The following is an 18,898-nucleotide window of genomic DNA, read 5'->3' on the forward strand; positions in this document are numbered from 1 at the left end:
GTATAAATTGGTTTTTATAGGTAAGAAAGATGGATTTTTGACTCAAGATAATGATATTCATAGTTTTATAAAGAATAATAATCTACAAAAAGATATTACATTTACGGGTTATGTAAATGATTCTGAGATTCCGCATATCTATCATAATGCAAATCTATTTGTATTTCCTTCACTCTATGAAGGTTTTGGGTTACCCATTCTTGAGGCACTTGCAACTGGAACAAAAGTGTTAAGTTCAAATGCAGCAAGTTTACCGGAAATAGGTGGAGAAGCGGTCGTTTATTTTGATCCAAAGGACGATGTCGGATTAGGAAAATTGATACAGGATACTATTGTAGACTCATCAAAAGGTAAATTTTTGTCCGCTGAGGCACATAAACAGTTAGAGAAATTTACGTGGGAAAAATCGATTAAAAAGCATCTAAATGCTTTCAAAAAGTTAGAATGAAGCAGTTAATTTTACAATATAACAAATCGGTCGTCTATTTTTTTTTAATAGCAGTAGCACTCTTTCCTATTTTACCAAAAGGAGTGGAAAGCATTTTAATGTTTGGTGGATTTTTATTTTCATTGTCTTATTTTATTTTCGAAGGAAAAAAATTCTGGAGCAAAGAAAAAACAATAGAGCTTTTATTATTCTCCTCTCTATTTCTAATTTTTGTTTTTTCATTGTTTTATACCATTGATATTAAGACAGGGACTAAATTTATAATACGACTTTTACCTTCTGTTTTATTTCCTGCAATTTTCCTGTTTAATAACACAGATCTTTTGAATGCTAAGAAATTTCAAGTAATTACAAATGTTTATTGCTTGGCTGTGGGCTTAATTTTGTTTTTCTTGCACATAACGTTGTTTCATGAATTATACAATTCAAGTTTAAAGTTTTGGGATTTTAGACAACTTATCGAAAGCAAAATAGAAGTACATGGAACTTATTTGGCAATGTGGATTGGTTTTGCGATAATTATTTTAGTGTATAAAATTAGAATTGAATCAAAAAAGTATTTTATCATTTTCATATTTTTATTTATGGTAGGATATTTTTTCTATTGGCAATACATCATCGGATCCAGAATGCCTTTTGTGGCAACCATTATAGTTTGCTTTTTTTGTTTGTCTAAGAACGTAATACAAGTGACAATTGCCAGTGTCTTGTTAATTAGTTTGACGTTTATTTTAGTCTTTAAAGTAGATCGAATAGGAGAAAGATTTGAAAAACTAAAAAATTACAAACTCTCTTTTCCAGAAGGGAAATATGAAGACAATTATCCTAATATTAGTAATGAACAGATTAGAAACGGAATTTATTTTTGTGGTTATGAAATCTCAAAAGCAGAACCAATTGTAGGTTATGGAGTAGGAGATGTTGATGCCAAATTGCAATCTTGTTATGATGAAAAATATAGAAATACAGATACTTATAAAGTTACCAGCTATAATTCGCACAATGAATATTTAAACATAATTTTGTCTTCGGGAATTTTAGGGCTTGTTTTATTTTTATTTTCACAGTATCTTCTTTTAAAACGAGCATTTCATCATAAATTAGGGATTTATATTTCATTTGTATTTTTTATTTTCCTTAATTTTTCTTTTGAGAATATTTTAAGCAGACACGATGGAGTTATCTTTTTTGGATTTTTTAATTCTTTATTATTTTTTCAAAAGAACAATTTAAATGAAAAAAGCATTAATTAGCGATTGGTATTATGTAAATGGAGGTGCTGAAAAAGTAATACATTCCATAAATTCAATTTGGGATGATTTTGATCACTTCGCACTGATTGATTTTTTAAAGGATGAAGACCGAAAGTTTATTTTGAATGGAAAAAAAGTGAAAACCAGTTTTATTCAAAAATTACCAACGGTAAAGAAAAACCATCGTAAATTTTTGCAGTTATTTCCAATAGCCATAGAGCGGTTTGATTTGAGTGATTACGACTTAATAATTAGTTCTTCATCAGCTGTAGCGAAAGGAGTTCGGACCCGAAAAGATCAGCTTCATATTTGTTATTGTCATTCGCCTATGCGATATGCATGGGATTTGCAGGATCAGTACTTAAAAGATTCAGGCTTAGATAAAGGTTTAAAGGGATTTTACGCAAAATATGTTTTGCAGAAAATAAGAAAATGGGATGTCTCAAACTCTGAAAATGTCGATTATTTTATTGCCAATTCTAACTATATAGCAGAAAGAATAAAGAAAATTTACAACCGTGAATCAACAGTCATTTATCCTCCCGTCGATGTTGAATTTTTTAGTTTAGAAGAACAGAAGGATAATTATTATTTTACAGCTTCGCGTTTAGTTTCTTATAAAAAAACACAATTAATAGTAGAAGCTTTTAATGAATTACCACATCTAAAATTAATTGTTGCCGGGGACGGACCGGAATTTCAAAAACTTCAGACAATTGCTAAAAGTAATATTGAGTTTGTTGGATTTGTAGAAGCCAATAGTTTAAAAAACTACATGCAAAAGGCAAAAGCGTTTGTTTTTGCCGCCGAAGAAGATTTTGGAATTATTCCGGTTGAAGCACAGGCCTGTGGTACTCCGGTTATCGCTTTAGCAAAAGGCGGCACTTTAGAAACAGTTGTTGAAAATAGGACAGGAGTTTTTTTTCAGGAACAATCATCACAAAGTATAAAAGAAGCTGTGATTGACTTTGAAAAGATAGAATTTAACCCGAAAGTAATCCGTGAACATGCGATGAAGTTCTCGAAGCAACGTTTTGAAAGTGAAATGAGAGCTTTTGGTAAGGAGAAGCTAGCAGAAAAATTTTAATGGTTTGAAAAGAAATTTTACTTCCTATTTTTATAAAACATAGCAGATTAATCTTAGGTACTTTTTTTAAGAATGCTAAATCAGTTACATTTGCGAGGTATAAATAATTACTATGAAAAGAATACTTATTACAGGAGCGGCGGGATTTTTGGGATCGCATTTATGTGATCGTTTTATCAAAGAAGGATATTATGTTATCGGAATGGATAATTTGATTACCGGAGATCTTAAAAACATAGAGCATTTATTCAAGTTAGAACATTTCGAATTTTACCACCACGACATCACCAAGTTTGTGCACATTCCAGGTGATTTAGATTATATACTACATTTTGCCTCGCCGGCAAGTCCGATTGATTATTTAAAAATTCCGATTCAGACCTTAAAAGTTGGATCTCTTGGGACACATAATTTATTGGGATTAGCTCGTGTGAAAAAAGCAAGAATTTTAATTGCATCAACATCCGAAGTTTACGGAGATCCTCTGGTTCACCCACAAACCGAAGAGTACTATGGAAACGTAAACACCATTGGTCCCCGTGGAGTTTATGATGAAGCCAAACGCTTTCAGGAATCGATTACTATGGCCTACCATACTTTTCATGGGGTAGAAACCAGAATCGTGCGTATTTTTAACACCTATGGTCCAAGAATGCGTCTGAACGACGGGCGTGTAATTCCGGCCTTTATCGGACAGGCATTGCGCGGGGAAGATTTAACCATTTTTGGAGACGGAATGCAAACGCGTTCTTTCTGCTATGTAGACGATCAGGTCGAAGGTATTTTCAGACTTTTGCATTCAGATTATGTATATCCCGTAAATATTGGAAATCCGGATGAAATTACAATTAAGGATTTTGCAGAAGAGATCATTAAATTAACAGGAACGAATCAAAAGGTAGTCTACCATCCATTACCTATAAATGATCCGTTACAACGCCAGCCAGACACCACAAAAGCGAAAGAGTTATTGGGTTGGGAAGCAAAAGTAAGCCGTTCTGAAGGAATGAAAATTACGTATGACTATTTCAGATCACTTTCAAAAGAAGAGCTTTCAAAGGAAGAACACAAAGATTTTTCGAACTATATCAAATAAGAAAATTTAAACGGGCAATTATTCTGGAAATAATTGCCCGTTTTTTATTAAGTTACTTAAAAAGCATTCTTTTCGATGAGTTCCTTCATTTGCTGGTCCAAATTAAAATGACTTTTGGCATGAAGAAAAATAGCCTTTTTCATCTTCTGTATCTCTGCTTTACCTAGTGTCGAGATTGTTCCTAAAGTTGTATTTAATTGTTGGAAATCTTCAACGGGGACTACCCAACCAAGGTTATTTTCTTCTACAATATTTTCTCCTTCACCTCCACCATAGTAAAGTATTGGAAATCCTAAAGCACTATACTCAAATATTTTGGACGGAACAGATCCGTAGATTCTTGTCTTGAGCGGAACAAGGGCAATATCTAAATTTTTCAAAGTTTCATGCAAAACGTTTCGTTCTAACATTCCGTGAAAAACAATTTTTTTAGTTGGATTTTGGTTGAGGTAATTCACAATCTGAGTTTTCTCGGCACCATCACCAAAAATATGCAGTTCGATGTTGTCATTTTCTAAATTCAATTGCTGAATAAGTTCAAAAACCCCTTGAGCAACACCTAGTAATCCGGCGTAGAATAGTTTAATAGGTTCACTTGAATTGTCTTTTTCTTCGAGGAGATCTTCCACAAAATGATCCGGATAATTACGATATAGAAAACATTTTTTTTCGGGAAAGACGGAATGAATATGGGTAATGATTTCATTAGATTGCCCAAAAATATGCGTTGCTTTTTGGTAAATAAAACGTTCAATAAAAAGCAAAATCCGGTGTGAAATACTGTTTTTCTTTAATACTTGCAGTTCGATAGCGGCAGTTGGCCAAAGATCTGAAACATTCAAAAGGATTGTTTTACTCTTAATCCAAAGCACAAAAACAGAAACAAACGAAAGTAATAGTGGAGGAGATTGTACAATTACTTTTTTAGGTGTTTTGGCAAACAATAAATAAAAAAACAAAGTACTGGAAAACGACAATGTCGAGACAATTCGTTTAAAGATGTTCGAACTATTACTCGGATAGATCCAAAGTCGTTTTAAGGTAATATTCTGGATTTTTTCGGTAACAGAAAACCGGCCTTTGTATTCCGGAAATAACTCGCCTTTTGGATAATTTGGAAGAGGAGAAATTACCGAAACTTCATAACCATTTTGATCCAATTTTAAAGCCAGTTGTTCTATTCTATTGGCCGCTGCACCTTTTTCGGGTGGATAATAGTTTGATATGATTAGAATATCCTTCATTATTTTTTAGCCAATAAAATTGAAATAATTCGTTCAGATGCTTTTCCATCCCATAAATCCGGAACACCACTTTTCTTGGGACCATTTTTTAAAAATGAACCGTATACTTTTTGTAAATTTTCTAATGACGTTCCAACAATAGTATTTGAACCAATGGTCTCGGTTTCAGGACGCTCAGTATTATTTCGCATGGTAAAACAAGGAATTCCCATTACAGTTGTTTCCTCAGAAATACCACCGCTATCCGTAATAACGGCAAAACTGTTTTGTATTAAATACATGAAATTCAGGTAGCTTTGTGGAGCAACAAAGAGGATATTTTTAAACTTAGCTGAGCTTTCACTTAAGATAGCCTGTGTTCTGGGATGAATAGGAAACAATATTTTTTTGTTATTTGCCAAATCATCAATTCCATGTAGTAAAGCAATAAGAGAAGAAACTTCATCTACATTTCCCGGACGATGTAAGGTTAGAACAATGTAGTTTTTTTCACTAAGCTGATGTTCTTCCCAAAAATCCGGAGCCGAAATTCTATTGATGTTTTGGTATAAAGTATCGATCATAACATTTCCTACAAAATGCACGTTTTCAGGATTTGATCCTAGTTTTAATAAATTTTCTGAGGCGGATTTGGAGGTCGTAAAAAAGTAATCCGTAATGCTGTCTGTCAGCATTCTATTGATTTCTTCCGGCATTGTTAAATCTCCGGAACGAATTCCCGCTTCAACGTGTGCTACTCTTGTATGACATTTTTTAGCCACAATCGAACAAGCCATCGTCGAGTTTACGTCGCCAACAACCAAAACTAAATCAGTTGGATTTTGAAGTAATTCTTTCTCAAAAGCAATCATAATTGCGGCAGTTTGTTCGGCCTGAGAGCCGCTTTTTACTTCCAGATTTACATTTGGTTTTGGAATATTTAATTCTTCGAAAAAGGTATCACTTAAGTTTTTATCGTAATGCTGCCCTGTGTGAACCAAACGAAAGGAAACATCAAAACCTTGATTTTGCTTGTCTTTTATAGCATTAATAAGGGGTGCTATTTTTATAAAATTAGGTCTTGCACCTGCGATTAGGGTGATTTTCATGGGACTATTAGATTCTTTCTAAAAACATTCTTTCGGCAAAAGTAAAGTTTAAATTGGAATTTAATCAGAATGGAATAATTTCTTAAATAATGAACTGTGAATTTGCTTATTTTTTATAACTAATTTTCACTCTTTCATTTCCGTCTTCTTTTTTCTCCGTTAATTCATCTAAATAGGAAAAAACCAATTCGATATTTTTATCCTGATTTTCTAACTTCTTTTGAATCTGAAGAATATCCACTTTAATTTCAGCTGTATCCAGCAGCATTTCTCTCACTTTGGTGAAAATGCGCATGATCTGAATATTGGTTTGAATGGCTTTATCGCTTTTTAGAACGCTAGATAACATCATTACCCCATGTTCAGTGAAAACAAAAGGTAATTTTCTGCTTCCGCCCCAACTTGAAGTCGCAATTTGCGACTTCAAGTTTTCAAATTCGTTTTCAGTAAGTTGAAACATGAAATCTTTAGGAAAGCGAGATAAATTTCTTTTTACCTGTTCATTTAATCTTTTTGTTTCCACATCATAAAGCAGCGCCAAATCACTATCCAACATCACTTTTTGATTGCGGATATAATATATTTTATTAGAAATAGTTTCTTCAGAAAGTAAAGATTGATCTTCCATAAGTTTTCATTAAAAAAAACAAATGTAAGATTTTATTTATATTTAAAGACAAGATTTGAATTGTTTTAATTTTCCACTTTTACTTCTGTCTAAAACTGTTTTTCGGGTAAAGCTGAAAGTTAGATTAGGTTCTAAATATACCGTAATTGCCTTTTCTATTTTTTCAATTTGAGATGCATTTAATTCAATATCACTTACATACTCGATTTCAAAAGAATCTAATTGCATTTGTTTGATAATAAATTCTTTAACGTTTCCATCGTCTTCAATAATGCTTTTGGTTACATAATAAAAGGTTAAGCCCGGTGCTTTTTTTCCGCTTGGTAAGAGAGCAATATCATTGGTCCTTCCAATAAGTTTTTTTAGAATGGGTTTCTGCGGAGTACTTTTTTCATCCAGAATTCCGATATCGCCAATATCATATCTGATAAAGGGATGTGCCTTATTGAACAAAGATGTAATCACAATCCTGCCTTCTTTTCCATAGGGAAGAATCTGATTGTTTTCATCTAAAATTTCTACAAAAAGTGTTTCTGAATTGACCTGCCATTCGCCTTTTAAGTTTTCAAAAGCAATCAAATCGAGTTCTGAAGCGCCGTATTCATTGATAACTGGAATTCCGAATTGTTTTTCTAAAAGTTTTTTATCGGATTCGAAAAGCATTTCCGAAGTAACAAAACAAGCTTTTAAAGAGGGACAAACTTCTTTTAAGATAAGATTTTTTTGCTCTAAATACTTAGCAAATAAAACAATCGAACTCGTGTAACCGTTGATATAATCAAATTTTTTAGTTTTGAATTTTTGCAAAAACTTTTCCAGAACGCCATCAGATAAATCGAAAACCGGAAATCGGAAACGATGAGTCAGAAAATCTTTAATTCGTTCTTTATAATATCCTGTAAAATTCATCGGAATACCATAGAATCGAGCCTGATACGAGCGATTAAAATCGATATCGTACCAGCCAAAACGCATAAAAATGGAAGTCCAGGTCAGGGAATGGCAATGTTTATCTTTGGCAAAAACAAAAGGAGTTCCACTGGATCCGGAAGTTTTGTTGAGGTACACATTTTTTAAGGTGTAGCCTTTTGAAAGCCTTTCTTCCAGTGGTTTTTGTAAATTTTGTTTGTTAAGGATGGGTAAATTTTCCCATTCCAATTTAGTATTACCTCCAGCCAATTCCTGATAGAAAGAATTGTTTTTCAAATGAAAAGCTACGATTTCTTCTTTTCTGTTCTGAAGAAAATGTGTATACTGTTCTTCCGATAAATTTCGGATTTCATCCAATTGCGTTTTGGCTTTCTTTATCGGAAAACCATTTAATTGCAGCGAAATATCGAAAAGAGAAATCATTTGAAGAGCTAATTTTCGTCAAAAATAATACTATCAAATTACTAACAGAGAACAATCAACAACTTTTTAAGATTTAATTATTTTTTACGTGTAAAAGCAATTATTTTTGCACCACAACTAAATACAACTACACCATGACAATTTTACTATTGGGATCGGGCGGAAGAGAACATGCTTTTGCCTGGAAAATGACTCAGAGTCCGCTTTGCGAAAAACTTTTTGTTGCACCTGGAAATGCTGGAACGTCGGCAATTGCTACAAATGTTGCAATGTCTCCAACAGATTTTGATGCAATCAAAGCATTTGTAATTCAGGAGAATGTAAAAATGGTAGTCGTAGGCCCGGAAGATCCTTTGGTTAAAGGGATTTACGATTATTTTAAAAACGACGAGAGCTTACAACATATTCCGGTTATTGGGCCATCAAAATTGGGAGCTCAGTTAGAAGGAAGTAAAGAGTTTGCTAAAGAGTTTTTAATGAAACATAATATTCCAACTGCTGCTTACGACAGTTTTACGGCTGAAACGGTAGAGAACGGATGTGCTTTTTTAGAAACATTACAACCTCCATACGTTTTAAAGGCTGATGGTTTGGCTGCAGGAAAGGGAGTTTTGATTATTCAGGATTTAGAAGAAGCTAAAACAGAATTGAGAAACATGCTGGTTCACGAAAAATTCGGAGCAGCGAGTTCAAAAGTGGTAATCGAAGAATTTTTGGACGGAATTGAATTAAGCTGTTTTGTTTTGACTGATGGGAAAAGCTATAAAATCCTTCCAACAGCAAAAGATTACAAACGTATTGGTGAAGGCGATACAGGTTTAAATACAGGTGGAATGGGAGCTGTTTCTCCGGTTCCTTATGTTGACGCTGTTTTGATGGAAAAAATTGAAACACGTATCGTAAAACCAACTATCGAAGGATTTCAGAAGGATGGAATTGAGTATAAAGGATTCGTATTTATTGGTTTGATCAATGTAAAAAATGAACCGATTGTAATTGAGTACAACGTAAGAATGGGAGATCCTGAGACTGAAGTGGTAGTACCGAGATTAGAATCTGATTTAGTGGAATTGTTTCTTTCGGTAGCCAATCAAAAATTAGATACATTCGAATTAAAAGTTGATCCAAGAAGTGCAACTACCATTATGGTGGTTTCTGGTGGATATCCTGAAGAATTTGAAAAAGGAAAAGTAATTAGCGGTTTAGAAAATATTGAAGATTCTATTGTTTTTCATGCAGGTACAAAATTAGAAAACGATAGTATCGTGAGTAATGGAGGACGTGTATTAACGGTAACTTCTTATGGAGACGATTTCCAACAGGCCATAAAAAAATCTTATCAAAACATAGATAAACTAAGCTTTGATAAGATGTATTTTAGAAAAGATATCGGCTTCGACTTACTTTAAAAAAGAGTGAGCCGTAGTATCTTGGTTTTCTGTTCCGGCATCATCAAAAATGCGTAATTGTTTAATCCAATAAACGATTGCGCATGAACAGATGATCATAAAAATCCAGTTGATAGTATTAGCACCAAACCATGTAACAAGTTCCAAACGACGTAAAAAATCAAGCGGTGCGAATAAAATGTTAACGAATAAGTACTGTATTCCTTCAAAAAAAGCTGTCATAATTTTATAAAATTATATGTTATTTATTGTTGTGTAACGCATTGAAACCAGAAGTCTGTTAGCAGAATCTTTTTTCAACTTGTTGTTTTTCCTTTTTAAACAAGTATTATATTTACAATCACAAAAGTATAAAATATCCTTATGATAACAAGTGTTTTTAAAAAATCTACACCATTAAATTATTCATTGGTCGTAATTTTAATACTGGTTTTCTTTTTTTTGTTTCAAATTCAGGAACCTTCCTGGATAACATCTTATTTTTTGGCATTCCAAAAAGTGAGCTTGTTGTGCTTTATTTTGGCCTCATTTTTCCTGATAAATTTTATCGTAAAAAAGAACGGACTCAGTAAAGACAATGGATACGCGATATTTTTTTACTTATTGTTTCTATTGTTTTTCCCCACAATATTCAACAATTCCAATGTAATATATGGTAACTTTTTTATACTTCTGGCACTTCGAAGATTGATTTCGCTGCAGTCGTTGAAAGCTTCTAAAGAAAAAATATTTGATGCATCATTTTGGATTTTAATAGCTTCTTTGTTTCAATTTTGGTGTATTCTTTTCCTGATTTTAGTTTTTATCTCGATAGTTTTCCATGTTTCCAGAGATTATAGAAACTGGATTTTACCTTTTATAGCACTTGTGGCAGTGTCCATAATCTTTTTATTGGTCTCTTTAATTTTCCATATCGACATCACAGATTTTTTTCAGGAACGTGCCGTAATCGATTTTAATATTGATTATTTTAAGAGCAATTATGAAAATGGAGCACTTTCAATCTATGTGGCTGTAGCCTTATTTTTTGTAGTTTCGATGCTGACCACATTATCAAATCGACCACAAATAGTGCATTCTTCATACAAAAAAGTAGTAGCTTGTTTCTTTATTGCAGCCTTTGTTTATATTCTATCGCCGGATAAAAGTAACGATTTGCTCTTTTTTAGTGTTGCGCCTTTGACGATCATGGCAGCAAGTCATGTAGAGTATATGCAACAAAAACTCAATAACGAAATTGTTTTTTATGTATTGATTTTGTGCAGTTTATTTACATTTTTTTCTCAATTATAATTTACTTCCATAAGCAAGATCTCCGGCATCGCCAAGACCCGGAACGATATAATTTTTTTCATTTAGCTTTTCGTCTAAAGAAGCGACCCATAAATGACAGTTTTCCGGAAGATTTTCTTCCAGAAAAGCAACACCCTCTGGCGCAGCAATAACTACAACAATATGAATCTCTTTTGGAGTGGCATTTTGAATTAGCTTTTCGTGAACAGCAACAATCGACTGACCCGTTGCCAACATTGGATCAAGAAGTAAAACAGTCTTGTCGTTTATGTTTGAAACAGCTTGGTATTCAACCCGAATTTCGAATTCGGCATCGTTATTTGGATGGTATCGGCAAGCCGAAACAAAACTATTCTCGGCATGGTCAAAGTAATTTAAAAAACCGTTATGCAACGGTAAACCAGCTCTTAAAATGGAACATAAAACTAAATCACTCTCTATTTCAGTCGTATTTTTAATGCCAAGCGGAGTTTGAATTTCAACATTTTTATAAGCCAGATCCTTACTCAGTTCATAAGCCATAATTTCGCCAATTCGTTCAATATTTCTTCGGAAACGCATGCTGTCGTTCTGAACATTAACATTTCTGATTTGGCCTAAAAAGTGATTTAATACGCTGTTATTTTTGGAGATATAATGAATTTTCATACTGAATTTTTAGAATTATGGATAGATTGTAGTGCAATAACGAAAAATTAATCGTTTTCTTCACACCATAAAAGTATAAAAAGTATCTTTGTGTCTCTAATAAATAAAGACATGTTTTCAAAATTAGCATATTCTGTTTTCGAACAAAGCATCAAAGATTATCACCAATTTGATAATGTTGATCAACCTATAAACAATCCTTACCCAAAGGATAAGTTTGAGCATTTATTGTATTTAAAAAACTGGATTGACACTGTTCAATGGCATTTTGAGGATATTATCCGTGATCCGCAAATTGATCCGGTAGCGGCGCTGACTTTAAAAAGAAGAATTGATGCCTCAAACCAGGAACGTACAGATATGGTGGAATACATTGACAGCTACTTTTTGCAAAAATACAGCGATGTAAAAGTAAAAGATGGTGCAAAAATCAATTCCGAAAGTCCTGCATGGGCTTTTGATAGATTGTCTATTTTAGCGTTAAAAATTTATCACATGCATGAAGAAGCTACTCGTGCTGAAGCTTCACAAGAGCACAGAGATAAATGTCAGGAGAAATTAAATGTACTTTTAGAACAAAGAAGTGACTTATCGACTGCAATTGATGATTTATTGACTGACATTGAAAATGGAGATAAATTCATGAAAGTGTACAAACAAATGAAAATGTACAATGACGATGAATTGAATCCTGTTTTATATCAAAATAAAAAATAAATTTTTAGATTAATTTTTGTCTATGATAACAATTGAAACATTAAAAAAGCTCAAAGAGTCAGAAGACAAAGTTGAATTTAAAAAAGGTGAAGGAGGTAATATATCCTATGATGGTGGTTCTAAACCAAAACCGAGCGATAGACGAAGGTGTATTTTAGGATATATTACTGCTTTATGTAATGAAGGTGGAGGATATTTAGTTATTGGAATGACTGATAATTATCCACATGAAGTAGTGGGCACTCAGCAGAATTTGGGATCAATAGGTGAACTTGAATCTAAAGTATATACCGATACAGGAATTCGTCCAAAAATATATGAACTCTATGAAGGTTCTAAAAGAGTATTAGTAATAGAAGTGCCATGTAGACCAGCTGGAAAGGTTTTTAAATTTGAAGATGTTGCTTTAATGAGAGTTGGTGAAGAATTGAAACCAATGTCAGATGAAGTTTATTTAAAAATTGTTCAGGAACAAGAACCTGATTTTTCACAGCAAATATGCGAAGGTTTAACAATTTCTGATTTGGATGACAAAGCCACGTTATTGCTGAAAGAAAAATATTCTATTAAACAAAACAATCCACAGTTTAAGTTATTACCAAACGAACAGATTCTTTCTGATCTCGATCTTTTAAAAAAAGGTAAGCTAACTAATGCCGCATTAATTCTGTTAGCAAAAAAAGAAACGTTACAAGAAAGGCTGCCACAAGCTAAAGTAATGTTAGAATATAGAAATTCGGAAAGCCAAATTCCTTTCGACAACAGAATAGAATTTGTAGAACCTTTTTTTATTTTAATAGATGAATTATGGAAAACTATTAATTTAAGAAATGGTAGTTTTCCTATTCAGGATGGCGCATATATTTTTAATATTCCTTACTTTAATGAAGAAGTAATTCGTGAATCTATTAATAACGCAATTTCACATCGTGATTATAAGAGAACTTCAGAAATTGTAATTAAACAGTTTCCCCATAGACTTGATGTTATTAATGCTGGTGGTTTTCCTGCAGGAGTGACTCTAGATAATTTAATAAAAATACCAAGCACCCCAAGAAATAGATTATTGGCAGATATTTTGCAAAAAACAGGAATTGTTGAACGTTCAGGACAAGGAGTTGACAAGATATATTATAATACTCTTTCTGAAGGTAAAGCAGAACCTGACTATTCAAAATCGGATAACTTTCAAGTAAATCTCAAACTTTCTGCAATAATAGAAGATCGTGCCTTTGCTTTATTTATTGATTCAATACAAAAAGAGCTTCCTGAAAGTGAAAGGCTTTCAGTTCTTGAAATAGTTACTTTGAATAAAATTAAAAATGGTATTCAAAAAAGTGAACTCGATTTAGAACAAATAAATCAGCTTTTACAGAAAAAGCTGATTGAGAAGAGGGGTAAGACTAATGCAATCTTTTATATCTTATCTAAAGATTACTATGATTTTACGGATGAAAAAGCAAAATATTATAGCCTGCAAGAGATAGATGATGATCAGGTTTTGGGTACAATTTTACAGTTTTTAAGAAAAGAAGAAAAGGCAAAAATGAAAGACTTTGTAGGTCTTTTTGAAAATAAATTATCCAGAAAGCAAGTAAGATTTCGAGTGGATAAATTAGTTTCAAACAAAATTCTTGAACAAGAAGGTGAAGGTTCTGGTTCAACATATAAATTAAGTCAAGAATATATAAAAGAGATACAAGTAATATCTGAAGCATTAAATATAGGCATGAAAGAAATGAATAAAAAACGTAATAAAAGCATAGAAATGGCCAAAGAAAGGCCAAAGAAAAGTCGTTAAATTGTTGAAAACCATTCTTTTTTGTTCATAAGTATGCTTTAAAGTATTGATTTATAAGTGCTTTTTTCAAACTGAAATGGCCAAAGAATGGCCAAAAAACACTACTTTTTTAAAATATTTCACCACTTTTTAATTTTAAATCGAGAAAAATTGTCCAATACAATAAAGCATATAGCCGTCATGAGACTATCCGCAATGGGAGATGTAGCCATGATGGTTCCTGTTTTACGCACTTTTGTGAAGCAGTATCCAACGGTTAAAATCACCGTTATTTCACGACCGTTTTTTAAACCATTTTTTGAAGGAATCCCGAATCTTGAGTTTTTTGCTTTTGATGAAAAGCAGCGTCACAAAGGATTTGCAGGGCTACTTAGATTATACAGTGATGTAAAAAAACTCAAAATCGATGCTTTTGCAGACCTTCATAATGTTCTGAGATCCAAAATTGTAAGTCTCCTTTTTGCTTTAAGCGGAAAAAAAAGAGCCACAGTGGACAAAGGACGTGAAGGTAAAAAAGAATTAACCCGTGCCGAGAATAAAATTTTTGCACAATTGCCAACCATGTTTGAAAGGCATGCAAAAGTATTTGAAAAACTTGGTTTTCCTTTAGACATATCAAATCCTGAATTCCCGCAAAAAGCAAAATTAAGCCCGGATATTTTAGAAATTATTGGCGATCAGAATCAAAAATTAATTGGGATTGCACCCTTCGCACAATACAATTCCAAAGTATATCCACAAGATTTAATGCAGGAAGTAATTGCAAAATTGACGGAAAATAAAACGTATACCATTTTACTTTTTGGTGGAGGAAAGAAAGAAATTGAAATCCTGGATTCGTTTGCACAATCCTTTGAAAATGTAGTTAATGTGGCTGGAAAAATTAAATTTCAACAGGAATTACAACTCATTAGTAATTTAGACGTAATGCTTTCTATGGATTCCGGAAATGCACATATTGCGGCAATGCAGGGAGTAAAAGTCATTACACTTTGGGGTGCTACACATCCGTATGCGGGATTTTTACCATTCGGACAAACAATGGAAAATGCTTTGGTTTCGGACAGAAATCAATATCCTAAATTACCAACATCTGTTTATGGAAACAAAATCGTTGAAGGTTATGAAGACGCTATGAGATCGATTTCGCCCGAAGATATAGTCAAGAAGATTCAATTAAGCATATAATCCATTTAAATCATAAAGAAAGTAGCCAACTGTTTTCTTTTTGTTTTTATTAGCAACGATTACAACAAAATGATTTTCTTTTTCTGTAGACAATAAAATGTGCTCAAAATCTTCCGTTGAATTTCTGTAGATTTTGTGCACCAATTGTGACTCTTTAATTTTGTTCGATAGTATTTTAGCCGCTTTTAATTTGCTTATGTAGGGCCAGATATTAAAAGTATTCTTCTCAGAAACATTTATTTCAGTCATTTTACCAATCATTGTTGCACTATATTTTTCTTTGGTAAGCAATTTGGGACCTTTTTTATTTTGTTGTTTCTTAATTATAAAGTAGATACAAAAAAGAACTGTTATTACAAAAAGTGCTATAAATGATAAACGAAGTAAGTGATGTATTGTCATAATATTTAAGATTTAAACGTGTTGACAAATTCGATTTAGCGCTACATATCTACACAAAAACATATGAGATTGTGATTGCTATAATTTTACCTCTAATATAATAAAAATTCAGCAATATTTTATCGAAAAAATGCTTTTATTGTAATTGTAATTAGAGCCAAATTTTTTCATCCCGGCATCTGCTATAAATATAACTTTTTAGATTCGAAATTGTGACTTGATAATTTGGTGCTTCATAACCAAATCGTTCGTGTTCCATTTGTTCTTTTTCGACAGCATCGCAGCCTTTTATAACTTCTTTAAGCATATCCAGCATGGCGAGTTCTTTATTGTTTGTCTTCTGAAATTTAAATTCTATAAGTTCATCCTGAAGTTCTTCACAATATTCCACAAGTTTTTCAACTTCAGGTTCCTCTAGAAGATATTCTTTATTTTTAAAAATTTCCTGTACAGATTTCATAACGTAAATTTTAAGTTCCAAATTCAAATTTTACAAAGATTGCTAATAATTATAAAACAAAAAAAATTCCAAATCCCAATTGTAAGTTTGGGATTTGGAATTTGAATATTTTGAGATTTTAACGATTAAACATCATCATAATCTACATAAATAGACTCTGAAGTAGGATGTGCCTGGCAGGTTAAAATTAAACCTTCAGCAATTTCGCTATCCGTTAAAATCGAGTTTTTAGTCATTTCAGCACTTCCGGAAGTTACACGAGCCAGACAGCTGCTGCAAATTCCTCCCTGACAAGAGTATGGCGCGTCGATTCCTTGTTTTAAAGCGGCATCAAGGATGGTTTGCTTTTGAGACATTTCGAATGTAACTTCGTCATCATCAACCAAAACCGTAATTTTTGTATGTCCTTCTAAGGAAGTATTGATTTTATTTTCCTGAGTAGAAGAAGTAAAAAGTTCAAATTTAATTGCGGATTCTTTTACATTCTTTTCCTTTAAAATTGCCGAAACCGTATCGATCATTTCTTCAGGACCACACAAGAAAAATTTGTCAAATTGTAATTCTTTGTGTTTGTTATTCAGTACAAAATTTACTGCCGATTTATCAATTCTTCCAAACAAAGCATTTTCAGCCTTAGCCTGACTAAAAACATAATGGATGAAAAAACGGCCTACGTACTGTAATTGTAAATCGTGTAGTTCCTGATGGAAAATAGTATCTTCAGGAGTTTTGTTTCCATAAACCAATACAAATGAACTTTTTGGCTCACTTTTTAAAACCGATTTAATAATAGAAAGTACCGGAGTAATTCCGCTTCCGGCCACAAAAGCCGCATAGTTTTTTTGTCTTTCAGCATCTGGCTCAAAAGTAAATTTTCCTTCCGGATGACCTACTTCAAGAACATCTCCAGCCTTAAGTTTCGTATTGGCAAATTGAGAAAACAAACCATTTTTTACTGCTTTTACAGCAATGCGTAATTCGCTGCTTTCCGGTGCAGAACAAATAGAATAAGCACGACGAATCTCTTGGTTATCAAGAGTTAGTTTTAAATTTATGTATTGTCCGGCTATAAATTTATAGTCTGATTTTAGTTCTTCGGGAACATTAAAAAGTACAGAAACAGCATCAGCAGTTTCGCGTTTTACCTCTTTAATTATTAGTTTTAAGAATGAAGGCATGATTGTATTTTTTATGCAAAAGTAGCAAACGACAGTTAATTGACAGGCACTAAACGATTATTTTTAACTTTTTTTGTAACGTTTTCTTACATTTGATCACATACTAGAAAACTCAAAACAAATAACCATGATTAAAAAGTTTATTTATCTGGAATGGAAAGCCTTTGTTAGATCTGCATCATTCGGCACAAGTGTCGTGATGAAAGTTTTATTAGGTTTTTTAATGGTCTATTTTTCCTTGCTTTTTGTTGGAGCTGGAATAGGAGCATTCTATATTTTAAAAAAAATGAAACTGGAGCCTCTGGTGACAATCAACCAATTTTTGATTTATTATTTTCTTTTCGATCTGGTAGTTCGTTTATTGATGCAGGCAATTCCGGTTTTGAATATTAAACCATTATTGATTCTACCGTTCAGAAAACCGACCATTGTTCATTTTTCATTAGGCAAAACAGCATTGTCTTTTTTCAATTGGGTTCATGCACTGTTTTTTATTCCTTTTTCAATAGTGTTAGTTTTAGAAGGGTATGATCTTTTGGGAGTTATCTTCTGGTTTTTAGCGGCATTCTCCTTAATTTATATCAACAATTTTTTGAATATTATTCTAAGTAATATCGACAAGTTGTTTGTTGTTTTTGTTGGAGCAATTATCGCTTTAGGAGCCGCTCAGTATTATAAACTCTTTGATATTACCAGTTTTACAACGCCAATTTTCCAAGGTTTTTATGCAACAAAAGGATTGTTTTTGATTCCTGCTTTGATTCTGATAGGGCTCTATCTGTTTACTTTCAAATATTTCAAGAATAATTTGTTTTTAGATGCAGGACTTTCGCAAAAAGAAGATATCGCTACCACTGAAAATCTTTCGTGGCTGAATCAATTCGGGACTTTAGGAACCTTTCTTAAAAACGATATCAAATTGATTAAGAGAAACAAAAGATCAAAAACGACTCTGGTAATGAGTTTTATCTTTTTGTTTTACGGACTTATCTTTTTCGGAAACAAACAACAGCCCGAGGTGATGACCATCTTTGCCGGAATATTTGTTTCTGGTGGATTCTTATTTGTCTTCGGACAATTTGTACCGAGTTGGGATAGTTCGTATTACCAATTAATGATGACGCAGAATATTCCGTATCGCGGATACATAACGTCAAAATGGTGGCTGATTGTTATTGCTACTTTCATCTCTACAATACTGGCGTCTTTTTATCTTTTCTTTGGATGGCAAATTTATTTAACGGTTGTTGTTGGAGCAATTTACAATATAGGAGTCAATTCGCATCTGGTACTTTTGGGCGGTGCTTTTACAAAAACGCCAATTGATTTGAGTTCGGCGGGAGGGGCCTTTGGAGATAAAAAAGCGTTTAATGTTAATGCAATGCTACTGACATTACCAAAGATATTAGTGCCTTTAGGACTTTATGGAATCGGATTGTATTTAGGGAACAAAACCATAGGATTAGCACTTGTAGCCGGTGCCGGAGTTTTAGGTTTTGCTTTTAAAGAAAAAGTATTTTCACTGATCGAAAAAAGATATAAAATAGAGAAGTACAGCACTATAAGCGCTTATAAACAAAAAAACTAATTAGTTAATTAGATAAT

19 protein-coding genes are annotated in these 18,898 nt (G+C 32.8%); 10 read left to right on the forward strand and 9 right to left on the reverse strand.

Features of this window, described 5'->3' with window-relative positions; translation table 11 throughout:
- From JO950_RS02370 to JO950_RS02385, 4 genes are all read left to right on the forward strand, one after another.
- A partial coding sequence (locus JO950_RS02370) for a glycosyltransferase (RefSeq protein ID WP_202700887.1) occupies positions 1-448 on the forward strand: 448 nt, incomplete at its 5' end.
- A 323-nt stretch (positions 449-771) separates the two neighbouring features.
- The gene (locus JO950_RS02375) at positions 772-1,701 is read left to right on the forward strand and encodes an O-antigen ligase (protein WP_202700888.1); all 930 of its coding nucleotides are present in this window, start codon (positions 772-774) and stop codon (positions 1,699-1,701) included.
- Complete coding sequence (locus JO950_RS02380; RefSeq protein WP_202700889.1) at positions 1,682-2,788, forward strand: glycosyltransferase; 1,107 nt, start codon at positions 1,682-1,684, stop codon at positions 2,786-2,788. Before JO950_RS02375 ends, JO950_RS02380 begins: the two co-directional genes overlap by 20 nt.
- A gap of 112 nt (positions 2,789-2,900) precedes the next feature.
- On the forward strand, positions 2,901-3,884 hold the full coding sequence (locus tag JO950_RS02385; RefSeq protein WP_042564890.1) for a UDP-glucuronic acid decarboxylase family protein: 984 nt from the start codon (positions 2,901-2,903) through the stop codon (positions 3,882-3,884).
- A 56-nt stretch (positions 3,885-3,940) separates the two neighbouring features.
- Here JO950_RS02385 and JO950_RS02390 read toward each other — a convergent pair whose 3' ends face one another.
- The 4 genes from JO950_RS02390 to JO950_RS02405 all read right to left on the reverse strand — a co-directional run bounded on the left by JO950_RS02390 (position 3,941) and on the right by JO950_RS02405 (position 8,197).
- Positions 3,941-5,128: a glycosyltransferase family 4 protein gene (locus JO950_RS02390; RefSeq protein WP_202700890.1), complete on the reverse strand. Its 1,188-nt coding sequence runs from the start codon at positions 5,126-5,128 to the stop codon at positions 3,941-3,943.
- The gene (gene wecB / locus JO950_RS02395; RefSeq protein WP_202700891.1) at positions 5,128-6,216 is read right to left on the reverse strand and encodes a non-hydrolyzing UDP-N-acetylglucosamine 2-epimerase; all 1,089 of its coding nucleotides are present in this window, start codon (positions 6,214-6,216) and stop codon (positions 5,128-5,130) included. The genes JO950_RS02390 and wecB overlap by 1 nt, the downstream gene beginning before the upstream one ends.
- Before the next feature lie 106 nt (positions 6,217-6,322).
- Entirely contained in the window at positions 6,323-6,844 is a 522-nt protein-coding gene (locus JO950_RS02400; protein WP_202700892.1) for an ORF6N domain-containing protein, read from the reverse strand.
- A 42-nt stretch (positions 6,845-6,886) separates the two neighbouring features.
- Positions 6,887-8,197, reverse strand: coding sequence for a phenylacetate--CoA ligase family protein (locus tag JO950_RS02405; protein ID WP_202700893.1), 1,311 nt, complete (start codon positions 8,195-8,197; stop codon positions 6,887-6,889).
- Positions 8,198-8,331: 134 nt separating this feature from the next.
- Between JO950_RS02405 and purD the strand changes: the two genes are divergently transcribed.
- The gene (purD, locus tag JO950_RS02410) at positions 8,332-9,606 is read left to right on the forward strand and encodes a phosphoribosylamine--glycine ligase (RefSeq protein ID WP_202700894.1); all 1,275 of its coding nucleotides are present in this window, start codon (positions 8,332-8,334) and stop codon (positions 9,604-9,606) included.
- Here the strand turns inward: purD and JO950_RS02415 are convergent.
- The gene (locus JO950_RS02415; protein WP_017496855.1) at positions 9,598-9,828 is read right to left on the reverse strand and encodes a hypothetical protein; all 231 of its coding nucleotides are present in this window, start codon (positions 9,826-9,828) and stop codon (positions 9,598-9,600) included. The two genes, purD and JO950_RS02415, sit on opposite strands and share 9 nt — an antisense overlap.
- A gap of 141 nt (positions 9,829-9,969) precedes the next feature.
- On the opposite strand from JO950_RS02415, the gene JO950_RS02420 reads away from it, so the two are divergent.
- Positions 9,970-10,899, forward strand: a complete 930-nt coding sequence (locus JO950_RS02420; protein ID WP_202700895.1) for a DUF6427 family protein — start codon at positions 9,970-9,972, stop codon at positions 10,897-10,899.
- On the opposite strand, the gene upp is transcribed toward JO950_RS02420, so the two are convergent.
- A complete protein-coding gene (gene upp, locus JO950_RS02425) occupies positions 10,894-11,547 on the reverse strand; it encodes a uracil phosphoribosyltransferase (RefSeq protein WP_017496857.1) in 654 nt (217 codons plus the stop codon). The two genes, JO950_RS02420 and upp, sit on opposite strands and share 6 nt — an antisense overlap.
- Positions 11,548-11,658: 111 nt before the next feature.
- On the opposite strand from upp, the gene JO950_RS02430 reads away from it, so the two are divergent.
- The 3 genes from JO950_RS02430 (at position 11,659) to JO950_RS02440 (ending at position 15,253) form a co-directional block, all read left to right on the forward strand.
- Positions 11,659-12,264: a DUF4254 domain-containing protein gene (locus JO950_RS02430; RefSeq protein ID WP_202700896.1), complete on the forward strand. Its 606-nt coding sequence runs from the start codon at positions 11,659-11,661 to the stop codon at positions 12,262-12,264.
- Positions 12,265-12,286: 22 nt separating this feature from the next.
- Complete coding sequence (locus tag JO950_RS02435) at positions 12,287-14,065, forward strand: ATP-binding protein (RefSeq protein ID WP_202700897.1); 1,779 nt, start codon at positions 12,287-12,289, stop codon at positions 14,063-14,065.
- A 180-nt stretch (positions 14,066-14,245) separates the two neighbouring features.
- Positions 14,246-15,253 carry a glycosyltransferase family 9 protein gene (locus JO950_RS02440; protein WP_202700898.1) on the forward strand — a complete coding sequence of 336 codons (1,008 nt, stop codon included), beginning with the start codon at positions 14,246-14,248 and terminating at the stop codon, positions 15,251-15,253.
- Here JO950_RS02440 and JO950_RS02445 read toward each other — a convergent pair.
- From JO950_RS02445 to JO950_RS02455, 3 genes are all read right to left on the reverse strand, one after another.
- Positions 15,242-15,544: a hypothetical protein gene (locus JO950_RS02445; RefSeq protein WP_237732262.1), complete on the reverse strand. Its 303-nt coding sequence runs from the start codon at positions 15,542-15,544 to the stop codon at positions 15,242-15,244. The two genes, JO950_RS02440 and JO950_RS02445, sit on opposite strands and share 12 nt — an antisense overlap.
- A 262-nt stretch (positions 15,545-15,806) precedes the next feature.
- On the reverse strand, positions 15,807-16,115 hold the full coding sequence (locus JO950_RS02450; RefSeq protein WP_202700900.1) for a hypothetical protein: 309 nt from the start codon (positions 16,113-16,115) through the stop codon (positions 15,807-15,809).
- Positions 16,116-16,240: 125 nt separating this feature from the next.
- Positions 16,241-17,293, reverse strand: coding sequence for a ferredoxin--NADP reductase (locus JO950_RS02455; RefSeq protein ID WP_202700902.1), 1,053 nt, complete (start codon positions 17,291-17,293; stop codon positions 16,241-16,243).
- A gap of 127 nt (positions 17,294-17,420) precedes the next feature.
- Between JO950_RS02455 and JO950_RS02460 the strand changes: the two genes are divergently transcribed.
- A complete protein-coding gene (locus tag JO950_RS02460; RefSeq protein ID WP_202700904.1) occupies positions 17,421-18,881 on the forward strand; it encodes a DUF5687 family protein in 1,461 nt (486 codons plus the stop codon).
- The last annotated feature ends 17 nt before the right edge of the window (positions 18,882-18,898 follow it).

Source organism: Flavobacterium sp. UGB4466, from assembly GCF_903469665.1.
In the GTDB taxonomy this organism is placed as follows: domain Bacteria; phylum Bacteroidota; class Bacteroidia; order Flavobacteriales; family Flavobacteriaceae; genus Flavobacterium; species Flavobacterium lipolyticum.